Annotated in this window: 18 protein-coding genes; 9 read left to right on the top strand and 9 right to left on the bottom strand. The window is 62.2% G+C overall.

Annotated elements, in window-relative coordinates:
- Positions 1-85: 85 nt before the first annotated feature.
- Positions 86-721, bottom strand: a complete 636-nt coding sequence (locus BLT92_RS14375; protein ID WP_092106633.1) for an RloB family protein — start codon at positions 719-721, stop codon at positions 86-88.
- A complete protein-coding gene (locus BLT92_RS14370) occupies positions 718-2,040 on the bottom strand; it encodes an AAA family ATPase (protein ID WP_092106631.1) in 1,323 nt (440 codons plus the stop codon). Before BLT92_RS14370 ends, BLT92_RS14375 begins: the two co-directional genes overlap by 4 nt.
- A 457-nt stretch (positions 2,041-2,497) precedes the next feature.
- Here BLT92_RS14370 and BLT92_RS14365 point away from each other — a divergent pair, with 457 nt between their 5' ends.
- From BLT92_RS14365 to BLT92_RS14355, 3 genes are all read left to right on the top strand, one after another.
- The gene (locus BLT92_RS14365) at positions 2,498-3,517 is read left to right on the top strand and encodes a methionine ABC transporter ATP-binding protein (protein WP_092106629.1); all 1,020 of its coding nucleotides are present in this window, start codon (positions 2,498-2,500) and stop codon (positions 3,515-3,517) included.
- Positions 3,517-4,191, top strand: a complete 675-nt coding sequence (locus BLT92_RS14360; RefSeq protein WP_092106627.1) for a methionine ABC transporter permease — start codon at positions 3,517-3,519, stop codon at positions 4,189-4,191. Before BLT92_RS14365 ends, BLT92_RS14360 begins: the two co-directional genes overlap by 1 nt.
- Before the next feature lie 80 nt (positions 4,192-4,271).
- A complete protein-coding gene (locus BLT92_RS14355) occupies positions 4,272-5,108 on the top strand; it encodes a MetQ/NlpA family ABC transporter substrate-binding protein (RefSeq protein ID WP_092106625.1) in 837 nt (278 codons plus the stop codon).
- Positions 5,109-5,215: 107 nt separating this feature from the next.
- Here BLT92_RS14355 and BLT92_RS14350 read toward each other — a convergent pair whose 3' ends face one another.
- Positions 5,216-5,914, bottom strand: a complete 699-nt coding sequence (locus BLT92_RS14350) for a response regulator (RefSeq protein WP_092106623.1) — start codon at positions 5,912-5,914, stop codon at positions 5,216-5,218.
- Positions 5,915-5,916: 2 nt separating this feature from the next.
- Positions 5,917-7,359 carry a sensor histidine kinase gene (locus BLT92_RS14345; protein ID WP_092106621.1) on the bottom strand — a complete coding sequence of 481 codons (1,443 nt, stop codon included), beginning with the start codon at positions 7,357-7,359 and terminating at the stop codon, positions 5,917-5,919.
- 223 nt (positions 7,360-7,582) lie between these two features.
- Between BLT92_RS14345 and BLT92_RS14340 the strand changes: the two genes are divergently transcribed.
- Both BLT92_RS14340 and BLT92_RS14335 read left to right on the top strand, forming a co-directional pair.
- Complete coding sequence (locus tag BLT92_RS14340; RefSeq protein WP_092109395.1) at positions 7,583-8,551, top strand: ATP-binding cassette domain-containing protein; 969 nt, start codon at positions 7,583-7,585, stop codon at positions 8,549-8,551.
- Complete coding sequence (locus tag BLT92_RS14335) at positions 8,548-9,354, top strand: ABC transporter permease (RefSeq protein ID WP_092106619.1); 807 nt, start codon at positions 8,548-8,550, stop codon at positions 9,352-9,354. Before BLT92_RS14340 ends, BLT92_RS14335 begins: the two co-directional genes overlap by 4 nt.
- A 38-nt stretch (positions 9,355-9,392) precedes the next feature.
- On the opposite strand, the gene BLT92_RS14330 is transcribed toward BLT92_RS14335, so the two are convergent.
- Both BLT92_RS14330 and BLT92_RS14325 read right to left on the bottom strand, forming a co-directional pair.
- Positions 9,393-10,292 carry a serine hydrolase gene (locus tag BLT92_RS14330; protein WP_092106617.1) on the bottom strand — a complete coding sequence of 300 codons (900 nt, stop codon included), beginning with the start codon at positions 10,290-10,292 and terminating at the stop codon, positions 9,393-9,395.
- On the bottom strand, positions 10,289-11,311 hold the full coding sequence (locus BLT92_RS14325; RefSeq protein ID WP_197679624.1) for a LysR family transcriptional regulator: 1,023 nt from the start codon (positions 11,309-11,311) through the stop codon (positions 10,289-10,291). Before BLT92_RS14325 ends, BLT92_RS14330 begins: the two co-directional genes overlap by 4 nt.
- A gap of 138 nt (positions 11,312-11,449) precedes the next feature.
- Here BLT92_RS14325 and bla point away from each other — a divergent pair, with 138 nt between their 5' ends.
- Positions 11,450-12,409 (top strand): class A beta-lactamase, encoded by a 960-nt coding sequence (gene bla / locus BLT92_RS14320; RefSeq protein ID WP_092106613.1) that lies wholly within the window; start codon positions 11,450-11,452, stop codon positions 12,407-12,409.
- A gap of 51 nt (positions 12,410-12,460) precedes the next feature.
- Positions 12,461-12,928 (top strand): SRPBCC family protein, encoded by a 468-nt coding sequence (locus BLT92_RS14315; RefSeq protein ID WP_092106611.1) that lies wholly within the window; start codon positions 12,461-12,463, stop codon positions 12,926-12,928.
- Between the two features lie 85 nt (positions 12,929-13,013).
- Here BLT92_RS14315 and BLT92_RS14310 read toward each other — a convergent pair whose 3' ends face one another.
- Positions 13,014-13,415, bottom strand: a complete 402-nt coding sequence (locus tag BLT92_RS14310; protein ID WP_092106609.1) for a VOC family protein — start codon at positions 13,413-13,415, stop codon at positions 13,014-13,016.
- A gap of 127 nt (positions 13,416-13,542) precedes the next feature.
- Between BLT92_RS14310 and BLT92_RS14305 the strand changes: the two genes are divergently transcribed.
- Positions 13,543-14,616 carry a helix-turn-helix transcriptional regulator gene (locus BLT92_RS14305; protein ID WP_092106607.1) on the top strand — a complete coding sequence of 358 codons (1,074 nt, stop codon included), beginning with the start codon at positions 13,543-13,545 and terminating at the stop codon, positions 14,614-14,616.
- Between the two features lie 182 nt (positions 14,617-14,798).
- On the top strand, positions 14,799-15,566 hold the full coding sequence (locus tag BLT92_RS14300) for an NAD(P)-binding domain-containing protein (protein WP_231939162.1): 768 nt from the start codon (positions 14,799-14,801) through the stop codon (positions 15,564-15,566).
- 134 nt (positions 15,567-15,700) lie between these two features.
- Here the strand turns inward: BLT92_RS14300 and BLT92_RS14295 are convergent, their stop codons facing one another.
- Together BLT92_RS14295 and BLT92_RS14290 are read right to left on the bottom strand one after the other, a co-directional pair.
- A complete protein-coding gene (locus BLT92_RS14295; protein WP_092106603.1) occupies positions 15,701-17,515 on the bottom strand; it encodes a formate--tetrahydrofolate ligase in 1,815 nt (604 codons plus the stop codon).
- Between the two features lie 180 nt (positions 17,516-17,695).
- Positions 17,696-18,967: an ATP-binding protein gene (locus tag BLT92_RS14290; protein ID WP_092106601.1), complete on the bottom strand. Its 1,272-nt coding sequence runs from the start codon at positions 18,965-18,967 to the stop codon at positions 17,696-17,698.
- Positions 18,968-19,133: the final 166 nt, after the last annotated feature.

The raw sequence follows: 19,133 nt of genomic DNA, 5'->3' as shown, positions 1-19,133 counted from the left end.
TACGAGAGCGAGAACTGCACCGGTCCCGCCCCGCAGTTTTGACCAGAGTTCACACTCCCGTCACTTCCGGCGCCGAGGCGGAGCGTCAGTCCTGCGACACGTCGACCTTCAATGCTTCAAGAAGCTTGTAGACAGTCGAGGACGGATTCTCGTCGGGGAAGTCAGTGCCGTTATTGCGATGTCGCTTCTCGAGAGATTTGGCTCGACGCACAGCTTCAGTCCGGCGATTCATATAGTCTGCAGCGGCCAAATGCTTGCCGTCGGACTGATCAATAGCGTTGCGTATGCTGATAGCCTGATCGGTCTCTAAGAATGCTGTCTGCGCCGCATGGTGCAAGACCAGCCACAGTTCGAAACACGGATTGCTGACGGCTGTTGCGACACCGTTGTCACGGGCCTTGATCATTGCACCCTTAAGGTTGGGGTGGGGAACGGGACTTTCAACGTCAAAGACGCACCAGTACTGATCGATGTCCAAATCATTGCGCCGTTTGTCTTCACAGGCTGAATCGACAAGCGTGGACGGGACCGCACCGGTCTCCTCGATCAGAACCTCGACCGCAGTCCTCTCTGCCAACTCCGGCAACCTACTCAGCGCAGATATGTACTCTGGCTCAGTCGCTGCACCCTCCACGTAGATCCGAAACGTCGCGCGAACGGCCTTCGTCTCGGTCGTGCGCTTCAGCGACTTCTTTTTGTCTCGACGTGTTCGAGCGCTCATCCGATCAGCCCCAGCTCACGCAGAACTTCCGGTCGCGACACATCCGGCAACGCGCCGAATCGACCACTGAGATATCCCGCCTCGATGTTGCGCGATCGACGGACGCTTTCGCCGGCATAGTCCGCAAGTGCACCAAACCTCGTTGCTCCGTCCGGCCCTTTCTCCGTCAACCAGATCTCATCGCGATTGAGCCGGTTGAGCAAGTTGGTGTCATGTGCAGTGAAGATCAGCTGCGCATCATTGGGATTCGAAGAGGGGTCTTGGAAGAACTTCACCAATTGAGCAGTCAAGGTCGGATGAAGACTCGAATCGATCTCATCAAAGAGAACAACAGAGCCGTTCTCGATCGCGGCCAAGATCGGACCAATCAGGTTGAACCACTCGCGGGTGCCCGCTGATTCAGCAGCGAATTCAAATGCCACTCTCTCCCCCGAGATCTCGTGGACGAGTTGAGCATTCTTACGTGCACCTCCCGTGCTGACCCTGCCTGCACGAATCGCTGGGCCCTTCGCAATTTCAACATCAGATATTCCCAGATCGGCCATCCTCAGCAAGGTCAATGCGTTGTGACGGCGTTCTGCTCTGCCCCTGACTTTCAACTTCTCTTCGCCATCGAACATCGTGTCCAGTTCAGCATCATCGAAAGCATCGAACAGATCCATTTGCTGGTCAGCTGCACCGTCGAACAAGCTCAGTGTCGACTGGCGTTCCAGTTCAGGCAGTCTCGAGGTTCCTTCGAACTGTTTGCCCAACGGGGTCATCTTCAGCAGCTCGTGAGCGAAACCAGAAGTATGAGGTTCGTCAAAGCGACGCATAATCGACAGCGCCAAAGTCCTGTCGGTCAAGAGCGCACGAGTTCCCGACAGCTCGCCGAGGCCCCTCTGCAGTGTCAGTTCGTTCCCTTCGCGTTCGAACAGTTTCCGCCGTCGGCCCGCAGGATAGTGATAGAGCGCCTCAAAGCTGACACTATGTCGACCGATGTCGAGGTAGTAGTCGAAGCGAACACCGGACACAGTCATCTCGATGACGAACGATGAGTCGCTGTCCTTCGCATCACCGAATAAGAACGGCTCGACTGGGATCTCCTCATCCCACGACCGCAATGAGGTTCTCACAGCATCACTGACCCACAACATTGCGGCCAGAATGTTGGATTTGCCCGAAGCGTTGGGGCCGAAGACACCCGCCGCCGGCACCAGGGAAGCAGGGAGATTCGTTTGGGCTCTCGTTATCGGCCGCTCATCATCGACCGCAACCATTGAAAGTTCCGCTGGCTCTCGCATGGAGCGGAAATTTTCCACTTCAAATCTAATCAGCATGCCAACTCCCTACGTTTTATGCGCATTTTTCGTCGTAGATTGCCGAAATCGGCATATTAAATGCACTTACAAATAGAATACCTCGCGAAACGGCCGCTAGCAGCACTTCGCTCTGAGATTCGTTTCCCCGTGCCGAGTTGTGGGCGATTTGTGCTGATTCGGCGATGAAATTCAGCACAAAACGCCCACTCTTCCAGGACCTCGCTGCTGCTCTGCCGCGCCGCCCCTCCAGAACGGCGCCGAGGCGACCCACCCACCCGAATCCGCGTGTCCTTGATCACGAAAACCCAGTTGTGCGTCCTTTTATGACGACCGCGTAAATGCTGGCACCGCGGTGTTGGCATGCTGAATCGTCGGCGCTGGTCGAACCGCAGATCGTCGTGCCCGTATTTCGGCGCATTCGGTTCGCGCACGCCGTGTGAACGTCCACATCCCCCATCCACACGAGGAGACGACTGTGATCGAGCTGCGCGGTCTGCGGAAGGTGTTCGGAGACACCGTCGCTCTGGAGGAGATCGATCTGTCGGTCCCCGCCGGAGAGATCCATGGCATCGTCGGCCGCTCCGGCGCCGGCAAGTCCACTCTCATCCGCTGCCTGACCGGGCTCGACTCCCCGACCTCCGGGACGGTCTCCATCGACGGCGCCGACCTCACCGACCGGTCAGGCTCCGGAATGCGCGAGGCCCGCCGCAGCATCGGCATGGTCTTCCAGCACGTGAACCTCCTCGATTCCCGCACCGCTTTGCACAATGTCGCCCATCCCCTGCAGATCGCCGGTGTCGCCAAGGCCGAGCGCCTGGCCAAGGCACGTGAGCTGCTGGAGATCGTCGGCCTCGGCGACCGGGCCGACAACTACCCCGCCCAGCTCTCCGGCGGACAGAAGCAGCGCGTGGGCATTGCCCGGGCACTGGCCGCCGAACCCAAGGTGCTGCTGTGCGATGAGCCCACCTCGGCGCTGGATGCCTCAACGACGGACCAGATCCTGGGCCTCATCCGCTCACTGCGCGACCGCCTGGGCATCACCGTCCTCATCATCACCCACGAGATGTCCGTCATCCGCGAGATCTGCGACTCGGTGACTCTGCTCGCCGATGGCCAGGTGGCCAGAACCGGCACCCTCGCCGAGGTGATCTCCGAGCCCGGCTCGACCCTGGCCAAGGATCTCGTCCCCCTTCCACCCATCGGGTTGGACGACACCGGATCCGCCGTTGGTGCTGATGGCGCGGATGGCGCTGGCACCAGCGGTGGGAAGACCCGCCTCGTCGAGGTGGCGCTGGCCGGAGCCAGCCTGCCGCAGGTGCTGACCTGCGCGCAGTCCGTCGGTGTCAGCGCGGATGCCATCCTGGCCGGTGCTGTCGAAACCATAGAGGGCAGGCAGGTCGGGCGGATCCGCTTCACAGTCGCCTCGGCGGCGAAGTCGAAGGAGCTCATCACAGCCCTGGAAGCCGACGGAATCTATGCGGAGGAGGCAGCCTGATGAACGATCCGATGTGGTTCGACAATCCCGCGATCACGCAGCAGATGCTGCCCGCCACGATCGAGACCCTGCTCATGACCGCCTGGTCCACCGGGTTGGCGGTGCTGTTCGGCCTGCCCCTGGGCATCTGGCTGTTCACGACATCGAAGGGCGGGCTCACCGCTCGTCCCGCGCTCTACCGCGTGCTGTCATTCATCGTCGACGTCACGCGCTCGATTCCCTTCATCATCCTCATCATCGCCCTCATCCCGTTCGCCCGCTTCGTCGTGGGATCGGCTCTGGGGTGGCAGGCGACCGTGGTGTCCCTGACCGTCGGGGCGATCCCCTTCTATGCCCGCCTCGTCGAGAACTCGCTGCGTGAGGTCTCGGAAGGGAAGGTCGAGGCGGCATTGATGATGGGGGCCTCGAATGGACAGGTGGTCCGTCAGGTCTACGTCCCCGAGGCGAAACCGGGGCTGATCGGAGCCGCAACGGTCACCTCGGTGACTCTCGTGTCCTACACCGCGATGGCCGGGGCTGTGGGCGGCGGCGGACTCGGGGCTCTGGCGATCTCCTACGGCTACAACCGCTACCAGGCGGACACGATGGTCGCCTGCATCATCGTCCTCGTGCTCATCGTGACGCTCATCCAGTTCATCGGCGACCGCATCGCCCGCGCCGTCGACCACCGCTGAGCCGCGGTCACACCACTGGCCCACCCACTGGCTCATTCCACTGACTCATCACTGACGAACTACTGAAATCAAGGAGAATCATGAAGACCAAGCTCATCGCCATCACTGCGAGTGCGACCCTGCTGTTGTCGGGCTGCGGACTCGTGGGCGGCGGAACCGACACCGTCGGTGAGACGGACGGCAACATCACCACGCTCACCGTCGGTGCCACACCCGTGCCGCAGGGCGACATCCTGCGCTTCGTTGACAAGAACCTCGCCGAAGAGGCCGGCCTCGACATCGAAGTAACCGAATACACGGACTACACCCTGCCCAACAAGGCCCTGTCCGACGGCGACATCGACGCCAACTACTTCCAGCACAAGCCCTACCTCGATTCCGAGGTCGAGGGCCAGGGGTACGAGCTCACCGCGTTCGAACCGATCAACCTGGAGCCCTTCGCACTGTTCTCGAAGACAGTGAAGGACGTCAAGAATCTGCCCAAGGGCGCGAAGGTCGGCATCAACAACGATCCTGCCAATCAGGGCCGTGCACTGAAGCTGCTCGAAAAGGCCAAGCTCATCACCCTCAAGGACGGTGTCGACGCGGTCGACGCGAAGCTCTCAGACGTCGAGGACAACCCGAAGAACATCGAGTTCGTCGAGGCCGATGCCGCGCAGCTGGCTCGTACGCTCAAGGACGTCGACGCCTCGGTCATCAACGGCAACAACGCCCTGGAAGCCGGACTCAACCCGGCCAAGGACGGCATCATCCTCGAAGACGCCAAGGACAACCCCTACGGCAACTTCCTTGCCGTGCGCACCGAGAACAAGGACGATGAGAACATCAAGAAGCTCGATGAGCTCCTCCACTCCCCCGAAGTGAAGCAGTTCATCGAAGACAAGTGGAAAGACGGATCGGTCCTGCCCAGCTTCTGAGTCCTCCCCGAAGGTTGGGCCTCCGCGAGCCTCGAGCATTCGGGGCTCAACGCTGCGTCATAGTGGGCGGATGGTCGATTTCTGCACCAGATTCGACCACCTGCCCACTATGACGGTGGCCCGTCAGCGATGATCCCGGCACGATGCGCGAGAATCGCGGCCTGCACCCGGTTCGCTGCCCCCAGCTTGGCCAGGATTGCACTGACATACCCTTTGACGGTGCCCTCTGTGAGAAACAGTTCCCGAGCAACCTCGGAATTCGCCTTCCCCGCCCCCAGCAGAGCAAGGACATCACGTTCTCGTTCGGACAACTCGTCGATGCGCGACCGAGCCTCAGCGTCCGGGCTGGGGCCAGAACGAAACCGATCGATCACTCGCTGAGCCACCCGCGGAGACAGGTATGCTGCGCCCGCAGCCACAGCACGAACCGCATCCTGCAGCTCCCGGGGATCAGATGCCTTGAGGAGGAAGCCCACGGCCCCGCGTTCCAGGGCACCGGCGATATAGGCGTCTTCACCGAAGGTGGTGAGCATGACGATCTTGGTCTCCGGCCACGCTCGGAGGATCTCTGGGATCGCATCCAAGCCATCCAGATTCGGCATGCGGATGTCGAGGAGCACCACCTGCGGACGAAACCTGAGAACCCCCGACACCGCCTCGCGTCCGTCGCTGGCCTCCCCGACCACTGACATGTCGGGATCGCTGCCGAGAATGGCGCGGATGCCGGATCTGATGAGCGGTTCGTCGTCGACGATGAGTACCGAAATCGCTGTGTCCTCCGGCTCCGAATTTTCACTGGTCGTCATTGTCACTCCTCCGGGCTCAGTCGGTCTGCTGCAGTGATGACTCCATCGCGGGTGCAGATCCGGTAGATGTCACTGCTGAAGTCGATGACTGTTTCACGAGCCAGATAGAACTCGCACGAGCTGCCTGGCTCTGCTGTCGGCACCGTGACCGTCGGCGGGACCCCAGCGAGATCCACATGTGAACGTGGCAGCACGGCTTCGGCCTCAGACTTGGCCTGACCGAGGTGGATCTGAGCGAATCTGTCAGAGGGCAATCCCACACTGGTGTATGTGAGGATTTGGAAGACGACGAGGGTCACCAGCAGCACCACCGCGCAGACCCCAGGCACCAATGCGGCTCGCCGCATGCTCGCGCGCTGATTGCGCTGGGCTCGCCTGAGACGATCCTTGGTTGCGGCGTCTGTTTGTCTGCTGATTGTGCCGCGCGCCTGTGAGTCAGTCTGTGTTCTGGAAGCTTTCTCATCTGCCACCTGCGGGATGCTCGCTGACACCCGAAAGCCGCCATGGTCAGGTTCGGCTGACATGGTGCCGCCAAGCAGCCTGATTCGTTCCTCGGCGGCGATGAGCCCCATTCCGGTATGAGTGCTGCCATGTCGGCTCTCGGACGAACTCAATGTCTCGGCTCGGGCGGAGGAGCCGCCTCCCTCATTGACCACGGCGACATTCACGTCCGTTTCACCTGCATCGACGGTGATCGCCACCGGCGCACCGGGGGCGTGCTTCGCAGCATTCGTCAGGGATTCCTGCACCACGCGTTCGACGGCCCGGGCGACCGCCTCGGCGGCAATCGAACCTGTCACAGAGATGTCCACATCCATTCCGGGCTCTCTGGCCGAGTCCACGATCCGATCAAGGTCGTGACCGTTGGGGGCACGTCGAGGCTCAGTCTCCTCGGCACGCAGCACTCCCAGGATCTCGTGCAGTCTGTCGGTGGCGGCGACAGCTCGGGCCCGAATCTGAGACGCGGCCTTCTTCTGGTCATCGCTGGCATCGGCGCTCACTTCCAAGGCTCCGCTGTGCAGGGCGATGAGGGCGAGGTCATGTCCGACGAGATCGTGCATGTCCTCGGCGATGCGGTTCCGTTCACGCACCCGAGCGAGCTCCGTGATGATGTCGTCCTCCTGGAATCGCCGAACCTCACGCAGCCGCAGTGACCGGCCAAGCCACCAGGGCAGAAGCAGACAGACGAAGTCAGTGACGAGGGCTGTGAACCACACCGAGAGAAAATCCGACGGTTCAGCAATCCACGACAGCGCCAACTGCGCGATGAGCCCAACGCCGAAGCCGATCAGAGCAGGCTGCATCGACTCGCATCTGCGGCCGATGAAGTACGCGGGCACCACCAGCAGGATCTGCAGAAACGACCAGGAGGTGCCCATCAGCACGGAGATCATCGCGGCGCACACGAAGATGGCGAGGCCCTGCCACCACTCGTGCCCTCGCATTGGTCCGTACCCCCGTCCGGGCGCCTCTCCCTGTCAGGAATGCTCCCTGATTGGAATGCTACCAACGGGCGCACAGCGCCAACACTGTCGAAAGTCAGGTCATCACCACTGACCATGGTCGGTGCTGCCGACCGACCCTCGGCAGGTTCGCACGCGCACCGAAATTCCTAGGCTGAATATCAGGAAGCAACTGACAACGGACATGTGGGAGAGAGGCAGCACCATGATCACCTTCGAATCACTGACCAAGACCTATGGACCCAAGCGAGCCGTCGACGACATCAGCCTGACGATCGGCACCGGCAAGGTCACCGGGTTCCTCGGCCCCAACGGAGCGGGGAAGTCGACGGCAATGCGGATGCTGCTCGGGCTCGACCGCCCGACCTCGGGCAAGGCGCTGATCGGAGGGCGCCCCTACGTTGAGCTCCCCCACCCCCTGTCCACGGTCGGGGCACTGCTCGAGCCGCGCACCGGCCATCCCGGACAATCAGCCCGCAGCCACCTGCTCGGCATGGCCCGCAGCAACGGGATCCCCTCGCGCAGGGTCACGGCCGTGCTGAACATGGTCGGACTCGCAGAGGTCGCACGTTCACGCATCGGCACCTTCTCACTGGGGATGCGACAGCGGCTGGGCATCGCCTCGGCGCTGATCGGAGATCCTGAGGTGCTAATCTTCGACGAACCGGTCAACGGCCTCGACCCGGAGGGCGTGACCTGGATCCGACGCTTCATGCGCGACCTCGCTGCCCAGGGTCGCACGGTCTTCGTCTCCAGCCATCTCCTCAGTGAAATGGCCGACACCGCCGATCACCTCGTCGTCATCGCGCAGGGACGGCTCGTCGCCGATTCGCCCCTGCACGATCTGCTCGATGTCACCCGCACCGCAATCGTGCGGTCGCCCGAATCCAGCAGACTCGCCGAGGTGCTCGATCGTTCTGGTCTGTCCGTCACCCTCTCCGGTGCTCAGATCCAGGTCAGCGGCGAGCGCATCGATGAGATCGGCTCTCTTGCTCATGGGCAGAACCTGCGGATCGACGAACTCAGCTTCACAGCGGCGTCTTTGGAAGACGTCTATGCCCAGCTGACCGAAGGGGCAACGGACCATCGTTCGTCCGTGGTGCCGGTCGACACAATCGCATCACTCGGGGCGCAGATCGTCTCGAACAGTTCTGCGAAGGAGTCATCATCATGAGCACCCCGACAACGACCGACCGCACCGCTGCTCTGCCCCGGACGACACGAGGAGGTTGTTGGTGGGGAGCCATCGCGTTCGAGTGGACGAAACTGAGCAGCGTTCGCTCCACCTGGTGGATCATCGTGGCCGCATTCGTCGCCGCACTCCTCGGCTCCTGGCTGCTCGGTGCCTCAGCACTGGCCAGTGGCCGCAACGGCCTCGACTCCGCAATGCCTGCCCCCGCCATCGTCGTCCAGACCATGCTCGTGGTCGAAATAGTCATCGTGCTGCTGAGCACGTTCACCATCACCGGTGAGTACTCGACAGGGTCGATCACGACCACTCTGCAGGAAGTTCCACGTCGAAAGCAGATGCTTTTGGCCAAGACCGCGGTTGTGCTGGTGACAGGGGTTGTCCTCGGGGCTGCACTGATCGTCGTCGGCACTCCCGTCGCCAGTGCGTCAGCGTCGCAGTTCGGTGCTTTCGACGCCGTCGATCTTGTGCGGGCCATCGTCGGAACGGGGCTCGGCCTGGGTCTGCTCGGGGTGTTCGTTCTCGGACTCGCAACTGCCTTGCGCAGCGCTTCGCTGACGATCATCACAGTGCTTGGGTTGCTCCACCTGGTTCCGAACCTGTTGCCGCTCTTCGGCGTCGATGCCATCAGCGACCTGGTGCAATACCTGCCGAATCAGGCGATGGCCGTGCTCGCCGTCGACACCGCTGGGCCCTACGGTTGGCCGACCGCTGTACTGATTCTCCTGGGCTGGGCAATGGCGGGGCTTCTCACCGGTTACCTGGTGCTGCGGTCTCGGGACGTGTGATCCCGCCAAGGTCGGTCCTTCACCGCAGCAGGTCGTGCTCACCGGAGCAGGTCGTGCAAAGCCCGGGCTGCGGCGCCGAGCTCGGCCTCAGCCGCCGGCTGTGCCGCGGCGGGATTGCTCGATTCACTGAGGACTGCGACAGCGATGGACTGTCCGTCGGTATGGTCGACGACCCCGATCTCATGACGCAGGTGCAGCAGGGTTCCCGTCTTCGATGACCAGGTCATCGCGTCTGAGGCGAAGTCGGGTGCGAGTCTGTGCCGGATGATGTTGCCCGCCATCAGGGACCGCAGTCTCGATGCGACCGTCGGATCAATGTGGACGGGCCGCCAGATCTCCTGCATCAGGTCGATCAGGCCACCAGCAGTTCCGGTGTTGGCCCGTGAAACGTCCAGCTGCCAGATCCGATGTCCTTCTCCCCGGCTCGGACTGGTTCGAGCCAGGTCGTAGGCGAGGTGGGCATCGGCGGCCGGCAGGCTCTCCAGCGGAGTCTGGACCAGCGCGTCGAGACGGTGCCTGATCGTGATGTCGCGTAGACCCAGGCCCTGAAGATCTTCGTGGACCTCGCCCGGCGAGACCACATCGAGCAGGGCATCAGTGGCGGTGTTGTCGCTGAAGCTCACGGACAGCATGAGCAGGTCCTCGAGCGCGATCTGCGCAGGGTGGCGGAAGCGGCTCGCGCCCGTCGGCCCCTCCCCTGCGAAGCGGTCTGGGCGAATGGTGAGAGTCTGTGCTCCGTCCAGTGTTCCGTCGTTGATGCGGTTGAGCACGGCCAAGGCGATAGGGACCTTCACCACCGAGGCCAAAGGCATAGCGGAATCAGCACTCGTGGAGATCTCCCGCCTGTTGTCCAGGTCGCGCACCACAATGTTTGCGCGCAGCCCTGCCGAGGTCAGCTGTTCCTTCACGTCGTGAATGACGCGGGCATCAGAGTTCATTTCGCACTCCCGTCGCCGTGCATCTCCGCACCAGCGATACCTCCCGGCGTCCCCGCGGGGACGTCCCTGCCCGTCGCCCGCGCAGGGACATTTCTGCCCGTCGCGTCCTCCGAGCCATCTCCGCTTCGCGTCCCCGCGGGGACGCCGCCGAGGCAGTCGGCGATCTCTTCGCTGAACGCTCCGAGCGCCTCGGCGTCATCGCCGGAGGTGGCGGCGAGCGTATAGCCTCTGGACACGGCCGGCTCGAGCAGAGGTTGCCAGTTGAGACCCAGGTCCTCCGCCTCGGCGTCACTGCACAACAGCAGATCACCATCGCCGAGTACAGCCGCGACCGCCGCAGGATCGGACGAGTCCGCCACAACCTGATACGGGAGCAGACCCATCGATTCGGCCGCGCGCCGGATTCTGTCACGCACATGAGGAACGTCGTCTTCGATCAGCAGACGCAGCCGTTTTCCCGACAGCCTCGGACCATGTCCTGTCACCTGCGACCGGGCTTTTCGCAACTCGGCCAGACGCACCGGCCCGGTCAGCGGCCCTCGATGGGCGCATCCGAGCGGGACATACCAGGCTCCTTCCGCTTCGGGCACCGCTTTCAGCACGGCTCTGACTCGACGACCCGACAGGTCATCAATGCGTCGTGCCGGTGGTGCGGAGCGGATGTCGATGCTGAGTCCGGCCGAATTCGCCGAGGCGGTGAGCACCGCGAGGTTTCTCGTTGTGCACGACGGCGGAACCGACAGAGACACCGGCCGAAGTTTGGCCCGGTCCGCATCGAGCATCATCGTATCGGCGAGGTCGACCAAGCGTCTCGCCGAGGCGAGCATGTCCTGTCCAAACGGTGTCAGGCTCACGCCGCGACCAGAGCGGTCGAAGAGGCGTGCGCCCAACTGCTTCTCCAGCCCGGCAATTCGCCTGCTGGCCACCGGCTGCGGGGCTCCGGTCGCTGCGGCGCCCAGTGTCATGCTGCCCAATTCACTGACGGCGGTGAACGTTCGACAGGCTTCAATCAGGTCCATCGTCACCATGATATGCACTTTTGATATGCAAACCTCGAGAACTGTCTTCGACTGCATCGCCTGGCTAGGGAACAGTAGTACTTGCCGGAACACCAGTCGTCCCGGCATACGATCTGCCGCATCGACGAAGGAACACCGATGAGCCCGCGAAACTCCCGCATACTCAGTGCGACAGCGCTGTCACTGCTGACCCTGACCGCTTGCACTCCCTCAGGTGGAAGCGCGGCAGCAGATCCTCCACCGCAGACGACCAGCGCCTCGGCGCAGTCTTCGACCACTAGCACAGAGTCGCCGACGGCCAACGCCGCCCAGACCAAGGGCACGGCTGAACTCAAAGGCATCGAAGGCGAGTACGACGCCCGAGTCGGCGTCCACGCGGTCGACACAGGTGACGGGTCCACCATCGAGCATCGGTCCGATGAGCGGTTCGGGTTCGCTTCGACGATCAAATCCCTGGCTGTGGCTGAACTCCTGGCCACGACATCACCCGATGATTTGGACGAACAGGTGACCTGGTCAAAGGAGGACGTCGACAAGGCCGGCTATGCGCCGGTGACGAAGAAGCACCTCGGCGATGGACTGCCGTTGGAGAAGGTGGCCGAGGCCGCCATCAGGGTCAGCGACAATGCTGCGGCGAATATCGTCTTCGATCACATCGGCGGCCCTCAGGGCTTGGACACCGCTTTGGAGGATCTGGGTGATCCCGTCACCGAGGTGGTCGATCGCGAGCCGGAGCTCAACGTCATCGATCATGACAGCACCGATAACACCACAACTCCGGCTGCGTTCTCGAGCGACCTCACAGCGCTCCTCGACCCCGAGCATCTGTCTGACGAGGACCGAAAGGTGCTCCTCGAGTGGATGAGCGGAAATGCCACGGGCGATCCACTCATCCGGGCGGGCGCTCCAGACGGATGGAAGGTGGCGGACAAGTCCGGCCACTCCGATGCCCTCCGCAACGACGTCGCCATCGTGTTCCCACCGGAGCGGGACCCGATCATCATCGCGATCATGACGGAGCACCACGATCCGAACTCCAAGTCCGATGCCGCTCTCATCGAAGACACGGCGCGTGCAGTGCTCGGTGAGTTCGAGTGACGTGGACAGCCGTCCTCGGAGCTGACCAGCAGAATCGGTAAAGTGGCCACCATGACCGAATCTCTCACCTTTGCCGATTCCATCCTCATTGAAGCCGACCCGGTTACCGTCTACGCGACTGTTGCGGACGTGACCCGAACCGGCGAATGGTCACCGATCTGCCGAGAGTGCTGGTGGGACGAGGATGACGGTCCACGGGTTGGAGCATGGTTCACCGGGCACAATGTCACCCCGGATCGCGAGTGGCAGACCCGCAGCCAGGTCATTGTCGCCGACGAAGGGCGTGCCTTCGGGTGGAGCGTGGGGCCGGGCCGAGTTCACTGGACGTACAGTATGCAGGAAGCGGCGGGCGGCACGCTGCTCACCGAATCGTGGGACTTCCTGCCGGAGGGGCAAGAGTTCTTCACAGAGAAGTACGGTGCCCACGCCGCCGAGCAGATCGCCGAACGAACCTCGGCTGCGCGGGCGGGCATCCCTGAGACTCTCTCCGCAATCAAGAAGGTCATCGAACAGGCCTAGAGCATCGTCGGCCTTGCGGCGATGGACGATCGATCTGCCGGAGATCTGCAGTTTCGCGACATCCCCGTGGCCCGCCGCTGCCGATTCAGTGTTGCCCTGACCAATGGGGGCTGTACATGAGTCCGAGTACGTTCCCGAAGGGATCCGTCACCGAGGCAGTGACGAATTCGGGACCGCGTGGCGTGACCGGCATGTGCGGCTGGGCGCCATGAGCCACCAGCTCGTCGACCGCGGCCTCCACGTCGTCGACGTGCCAATAGGTGACCGAGCTGCTTCCCGCAGTGGTCCCCTCGGGCGAATAGGCACGGTTCATGATTCCCAGCTCGTCCTCGTCCGGCCCGATCCGGAATTCCAGATAGGCGGCAGGGCCTTCTTCCGGTTGGCGGAAGTAGGATTCGGCTCCGAGGAGATCCGCGTACCACGCGCCGGCGGCCTCCACATCTTCGGCGGTGAGAACCATGGTCGTCAGTCCGTTGAGAATGCTCATGTCACTTCCCTTTCAATTCGCGCCGGCGACCGATCGACGGCTGCTGTGGATCCGATCTGATCCACAACCATCACTATTCCAGTCAAAGTGATCACCAAGTGAGCACTTTTAGTGAAATACTTTTTCTATGCGCGCAGACCGGCTCCTCTCCCTCCTCCTGTTCCTCCAGTCTCGGGGGAAGGTGACCGCTGCCCAGGTCGCCGAGGAACTCGGCATCTCCATCGCCACTGCCCGCCGAGACCTGGAGGCACTGTCGACTGCTGGTGTGCCGATCTACGTGCAGCCGGGTCGAGGCGGTGGCTGGCAGCTGGTCGGCGGGTCACGCACGAATCTCACCGGGCTATCGGGTCACGAGGCCAGGGCACTGTTCTGGATGCTCGGCACCGCCGGGCTGTCGGGGCCCGGGACACGGGTTGCCACTCGCAAGCTCATTCATGCGCTCCCGGAATCGCTGCGCGCCGAAGCCGAGACTCTGGCGACCACGACCCACTATGACCACACCTCGTGGGGCGAGGTCAGAGTTCCCGACCCAAGGTCCAGCGGCGACCACATGTCCAGCGGCGATTCGGTACCCGACCAGAGGCAGGATGAGGACGAGAGGGACCATCTCGAAGCGCTGCGCTCGGCGCTGATCCAGCATCGCAGCGTTCATCTCAGATACACCCGCGGCAACGGAAGCACGTCCGTCCGAGAGGTGAGGCCACTCGGTCTCGTGGCGAAGGTCGGACGCTGGTACCTCGTCGCCCGAGGTGAGGCGACGCGAGATGAGGAGGTGCGCACCTACCGCGTGGACCGCATCGACACAGCCGTCCTCGCCGAGGAAGCGCCGGGAACGGATGCTGAGGAGTTCGACCTGGTGGCCTACTGGAACGAGCACATTCAGCAGATCGAAGAGTTTCGATCGTCGGTGGCAGGGATCATTCGCGCCCCCGAGTGGACTCGCCCGATCCTGGAAAACCATTTCGGCAGGTACATGACCGTGACCTCGAACGGTTCAGGAGTCGCCTCGGACGGTTCAGAGGATACTGCGCCTGAAGGGCACTTCATCGCCGAGGTGCGGGCCAACCTCATCGTCGCCCTGGCCGAGCAGCTGGCCGGCTGGGGCAACCAGATCGAAGTCCTGGAACCACCAGAGCTTCGCCGCGAGCTGGGCCGAATCGGCGCCGAGCTCTCTGCCTTGTACGGCGGGCGGGATCTGTAACTGGGTCTCGTCGAGTCCTTGCACCTCCCGAGTTCTGAATTTCCAATTTCGCCGCCTGAGTTCCCAGTTACGCTGGCTGAGTTCCCAGTTACGCCGCCCGAGTTCTGATGACACAATGCGAACTGCGGGGACATTCGCGCGCCCCGCTGTAGAAAGACGTTTCCAGGAGGCATTTCGTGAGCATGAGAATCGGGATCATCGGAGTCGGAGAGATCGCCTCGGCGATGGTGGAAGGGGCGTGCTCAACCACAGATCACCCGGATTTCTTCCTGTCACCGAGGAACGCTGAGCGTTCAGCCGGGTTGGCAGACGAATTCGACGGGGTCAAAGTCTGCGACAGCAACCAGGACGTCGTCGATCGCAGCGAATACATCATCCTGGCCGTGTTGCCAGAGCAGACAGAGACTGTACTCTCAGAGCTCGACATCCCATCCGATCGCACGATCATCAGCGCGGTCGCGGGCGTGGCGACGAAGGCACTGGCCCAGCTCCTTCCTCAGAGTCCGACCGTTGTGAGGGTCATCCCTCTGCCGCCGGTGAGGGAGCGCCGCGGCGTCACCCCGGTATTCCCTGCCCATGCTGTGGTCGAGGAGTTCTTTGACACGCTCGGCGGCACTGTCGTCGCGGAATCGGAGGAGCTCTTCAGCACCCTGTCGGGGACCACAGCCACAATGTCGTCCTACTACGCCTACCTCCAAGGCATTGCCGACTGGCTCGTAGTCCAGGGATGGGAGCGAACCGACGCCGAACGCATCGTCCGCGGACAGTTCGCCGGACTGGGAAACACCCTCGCCACGACGGACACCTCGTTCTCCGATCTGGTCGCTGGCCACGAGACGCCCGGCGGGCTCAACGAGATGCTCCACAGAGAGTGGATGGACGAGGACAATCGTGCCGCGCTCTCCTCGGCACTCGACCGCATCTTCGAGCGAGTGACGAAAGCGGACTGACGTTCGCTGAGGACCACGCGCCTCGGCTCGCTGTCTCACCCGCGTCGAAAACCGCACGCCCTGCCGAATAACGGGTTTGCACATGTGTTTCTCGACGCAGAGCCCGCGCTTCGGCGCCCGCCCCTGCCAGCACCTCAGAACAACCCGGTGATGTTCCCATCCTCGGTGACATCGATCTTGAGCGCCGAAGGTTCCTTGGGCAGACCGGGCATCGTCATGATGTCTCCGGCAATGACGACGACGAAACCGGCACCGGCCGACAGGCGCACGTCTTTGACCTCGATGATGTGGTCCTTGGGAGCCCCGCGCAGACTCGCATCGATGCTCAGGGAGTACTGGGTCTTGGCGATGCAGATCGGGGCGTCGCCGTAGCCTTCGTCAGTGAACTGTTTGAGTTTGCGCGTGACCTTCGTCGGCAGGTCGACATCGGCGGCGCCGTAGATTCGCTGGGCGATCGTGCGGATCTTCTCTTCCAGCGGCCGGTCGAGCTCGTAGCTGTACTGCGCCCGAGGAGATCCAGCCGATGAGCCTCCTGTTCCCGCCGACGAATCACCTAGAGGCGGCGCTTCCGCATCACCCGAGGCCGTCCCAGCAACGAACACCAAACCGTCGTCGACAGCCGCCCCCGCCTTGCCCACACCACCGGCAGCCTCGACGACCGTTTCGGCCAGAGCCAGCGCACCCTTGCCGCCATCTGCCCAGTGGGTCGATTCGACTGCCGAGATGCCTTGACTGCGCAGATGTTTGATCGCGGCGGCCATCTCTTCGTCCGTGTCGGTGGGGAACCTGTTGAAGCATACGACTGGGGTGATTCCGTAGATGTTCAGCAGGTTGCCGCAGTGGTGTTCGAGGTTGTCCATGCCGCCGATGACCGCATCGGTGTTCGGCGTCTGTACATCCTTGACCTCGACGCCGCCGTGGTACTTTAGCGCTCGAAGGGTTGCGACGACGACCACGGCCGAGGGCCAGATTCCGGCGGCGCGGCACTTGATGTCGAGGAACTTCTCGGCTCCCAGGTCGGCACCGAACCCGGCCTCGGTCACGGTCCAGTCGCCCAGGGTCAGAGCAGCCTTCGTCGCCAGAAGACTGTTGCAGCCGTGAGCGATATTGGCGAAGGGACCGCCATGGATGAACGCCGGTGAATGCTCGAGGCTCTGGACCAGATTCGGCGCCAGGGCGCTTCGCAGCAGTGCAGTCAACGCCCCGGCCGCACCGATGTCGCCCACCGTGACGGGCTCGCGGCTTCGGTTGTGGGCGAGGACGATTCGCCCGAGACGCTCCTTGAGATCGGCCAAGGAGGTGGAGAGGCAGAAGACGGCCATGACCTCACTGGCGACGACGATGTCGAAGGCATCCTCGCGCGGCACTCCCCCGTTGAGTCCCCCAAGGCCGATGACGACTCCGCGCAGCGCCCGATCGTTGAGGTCGACGACGCGGCGGATGTGGATGCGGCGGGGGTCGATGTCGAGTTCGTTGCCGTGGTGGATGTGGTTATCGAGCATAGTCGCGGCGAGGTTGTTCGCCGAGGCGATGGCCGCGAAGTCACCGGTGAAGTGGAGGTTGATGTCCTCCATCGGCACGACCTGGGCGTTTCCGCCGCCGGCTGCTCCGCCCTTCATGCCGAAGACTGGACCCATGCTCGGTTCACGCAGGGCCAGGACCGCCTTGCCGACTTCTGGTTTCGAACGGGCGAGTTCGTTGAGTCCGTCGGCCAAACCGATGCTGGTCGTGGTCTTCCCCTCACCGGCAGGCGTTGGGCTCATGGCGGTGACGAGAATGAGGTGACCGTCGGTAGTAGTCTCGGCAGCTTTGTCGAGAACGTCGATGGGGACCTTGGCTTTCGTCCATCCGAAGGGGATGATGTCCTGTGATTCCAAGCCCAGGCCGGCGGCGATATCGATGATCGAGTCGAGCTCGGCGTTGAGCGCAATATCCATATCTGTGGTCATAAGGCCATCATGCCGCCCATGGTCCGATTTGTGACCCCCAACACAGAGTGAATTCACATCATGTGGGCTGAATTCCGCACATCGCAACATTGTCGTCTAAGAATGCTCAATGCGTTCGTTCGCCGAGGCGGCTCGACGTGAACCACACACATCACAAAGGGTCGAATGAATTTGCAACGACTAAGGGCCCAACAGCGAAAAGGGGATGACTGCCACACCGTCGCGTCGCAGGTAGGCTTCTTCGCCAGTCGTGATCACCACTCTCCCTGCCAGACGGTCGCCGATCTGGTCTTTGAGCCAATTGAGGTGGCGCACATCTTTATCGCCGACGGTTGCCGCAAGCTTCACTTCAATTGCGACGACTCGCCGGTCCTCACCTTCGACAACGAGGTCGATCTCGCGCTGGGTATCGCGCGTGCGCAGATGCCCAACATAAGCGTCAGCCGCGCCCGCATAAACCCGCACGCTCTGAGTAACCAGTGATTCGAAGAGTGAACCGAGCCACGTACCTGTCGAGGCGGATGTCCTTCGGCCTTGTCCATTGAGTAGCCCGTCTTTGCCAATACCAACAAGTCGAGCTGCAATCGCTGGATCGACGAGATGGTGTTTAGGAGTCTTGGTCAGTCGCTTCAACGGGTTGAATGTCGGAATCCACGCAGGAAGAGGGTCAAGGACGAACAGTCGTTTCAGGTGGTCGCGATAAGAGTTGACCGTAGTTCGCGAAGGTTTGTCTGGCTCTCCAGCAGTGGCCGCATTCAATATTTCCGTGTAGTTGGCGTCGCTCGACGTGGCCGCCCCGTATGCCGCCATCCAGGCGCGCAGAGTCTCTGGGCGCTTGACCGCCAAACCGTTCTCCGGAAGCTCCTTCTCGACGATTCTGGAGACATAGCTATCGAGCTGGAGTCGTCGCGCTCGCTCCGGCAACGCCCGAATTCCCGGGAACCCAGATTTGAGGATTTCGTCGGCATATTGCGTCAATCGGACAGATGAGTGTCCCTTGATGTCTGGTTCTTGCCCACGCAGGAGCTTCGCCAATGAGACCGTAGGTGCACAAATTTCCCGCTCGTATAACGACAACGGTCGCATAGTCATGCTGACAATCCGGCCCGCGCCAGAATGTATCCGCACCCCGGGAGCCACCTCAGCAGAACCGGCGAGGAGGAATCTCCCTCCGCGCGGATCGTTGTCCACAGCTGTTCGGACACGCTCCCAGACTTCCGGAACCAGCTGCCATTCATCGATGAGCACTGGCTCCGGGACTTCGGTGACACGGTCATGATCTGCCATCACCGATTCCCGCTGCGACGTCTTGTTCAGAGAGAGGACAGTTTCAACACGTTGAGTGCCGGTGGCTGTTTTTCCTACGCCTTTCGCGCCTTCCAGCGCGATTGCAGAGAGGTGAGGGAAGACCTCATCGAGTACGTCGTCGATGATGCGTCTGCGATAAGACATAGCTTGAATGTACCATCAAACCAATGGCCAACTGGTCATTTCGCGACCTTTCAACTGGTCATTTCGCGGTGTTTCAATTGATCAGATCGCGAGCGTTTCGCCACCGGCATGTAAGTAAGCAGCTCGACCGTCAGTCGATTGCCTCCGATACATGTCGAAGCAACTC

The sequence above is a fragment of the Brevibacterium picturae genome (assembly GCF_900105045.1).
Taxonomy (GTDB): domain Bacteria; phylum Actinomycetota; class Actinomycetes; order Actinomycetales; family Brevibacteriaceae; genus Brevibacterium; species Brevibacterium picturae.
The sequence above is the reverse complement of the archived record's forward strand: the minus strand, read 5'-3'. Positions and strand labels throughout refer to the sequence as shown.

Coding starts and splice junctions, on each gene's coding strand:
- BLT92_RS14375 (WP_092106633.1), bottom strand. CDS start 721: ATGAGCGCTCGAACACGTCGAGACAAAAAGAAGTCGCTGAAGCGCACG.
- BLT92_RS14370 (WP_092106631.1), bottom strand. CDS start 2,040: ATGCTGATTAGATTTGAAGTGGAAAATTTCCGCTCCATGCGAGAGCCA.
- BLT92_RS14360 (WP_092106627.1), top strand. CDS start 3,517: ATGAACGATCCGATGTGGTTCGACAATCCCGCGATCACGCAGCAGATG.
- BLT92_RS14355 (WP_092106625.1), top strand. CDS start 4,272: ATGAAGACCAAGCTCATCGCCATCACTGCGAGTGCGACCCTGCTGTTG.
- BLT92_RS14350 (WP_092106623.1), bottom strand. CDS start 5,914: ATGACGACCAGTGAAAATTCGGAGCCGGAGGACACAGCGATTTCGGTA.
- BLT92_RS14345 (WP_092106621.1), bottom strand. CDS start 7,359: ATGCGAGGGCACGAGTGGTGGCAGGGCCTCGCCATCTTCGTGTGCGCC.
- BLT92_RS14340 (WP_092109395.1), top strand. CDS start 7,583: ATGATCACCTTCGAATCACTGACCAAGACCTATGGACCCAAGCGAGCC.
- BLT92_RS14335 (WP_092106619.1), top strand. CDS start 8,548: ATGAGCACCCCGACAACGACCGACCGCACCGCTGCTCTGCCCCGGACG.
- BLT92_RS14330 (WP_092106617.1), bottom strand. CDS start 10,292: ATGAACTCTGATGCCCGCGTCATTCACGACGTGAAGGAACAGCTGACC.
- BLT92_RS14325 (WP_197679624.1), bottom strand. CDS start 11,311: ATGGACCTGATTGAAGCCTGTCGAACGTTCACCGCCGTCAGTGAATTG.
- bla (WP_092106613.1), top strand. CDS start 11,450: ATGAGCCCGCGAAACTCCCGCATACTCAGTGCGACAGCGCTGTCACTG.
- BLT92_RS14315 (WP_092106611.1), top strand. CDS start 12,461: ATGACCGAATCTCTCACCTTTGCCGATTCCATCCTCATTGAAGCCGAC.
- BLT92_RS14310 (WP_092106609.1), bottom strand. CDS start 13,415: ATGAGCATTCTCAACGGACTGACGACCATGGTTCTCACCGCCGAAGAT.
- BLT92_RS14305 (WP_092106607.1), top strand. CDS start 13,543: ATGCGCGCAGACCGGCTCCTCTCCCTCCTCCTGTTCCTCCAGTCTCGG.
- BLT92_RS14300 (WP_231939162.1), top strand. CDS start 14,799: ATGAGAATCGGGATCATCGGAGTCGGAGAGATCGCCTCGGCGATGGTG.
- BLT92_RS14295 (WP_092106603.1), bottom strand. CDS start 17,515: ATGACCACAGATATGGATATTGCGCTCAACGCCGAGCTCGACTCGATC.
- BLT92_RS14290 (WP_092106601.1), bottom strand. CDS start 18,967: ATGTCTTATCGCAGACGCATCATCGACGACGTACTCGATGAGGTCTTC.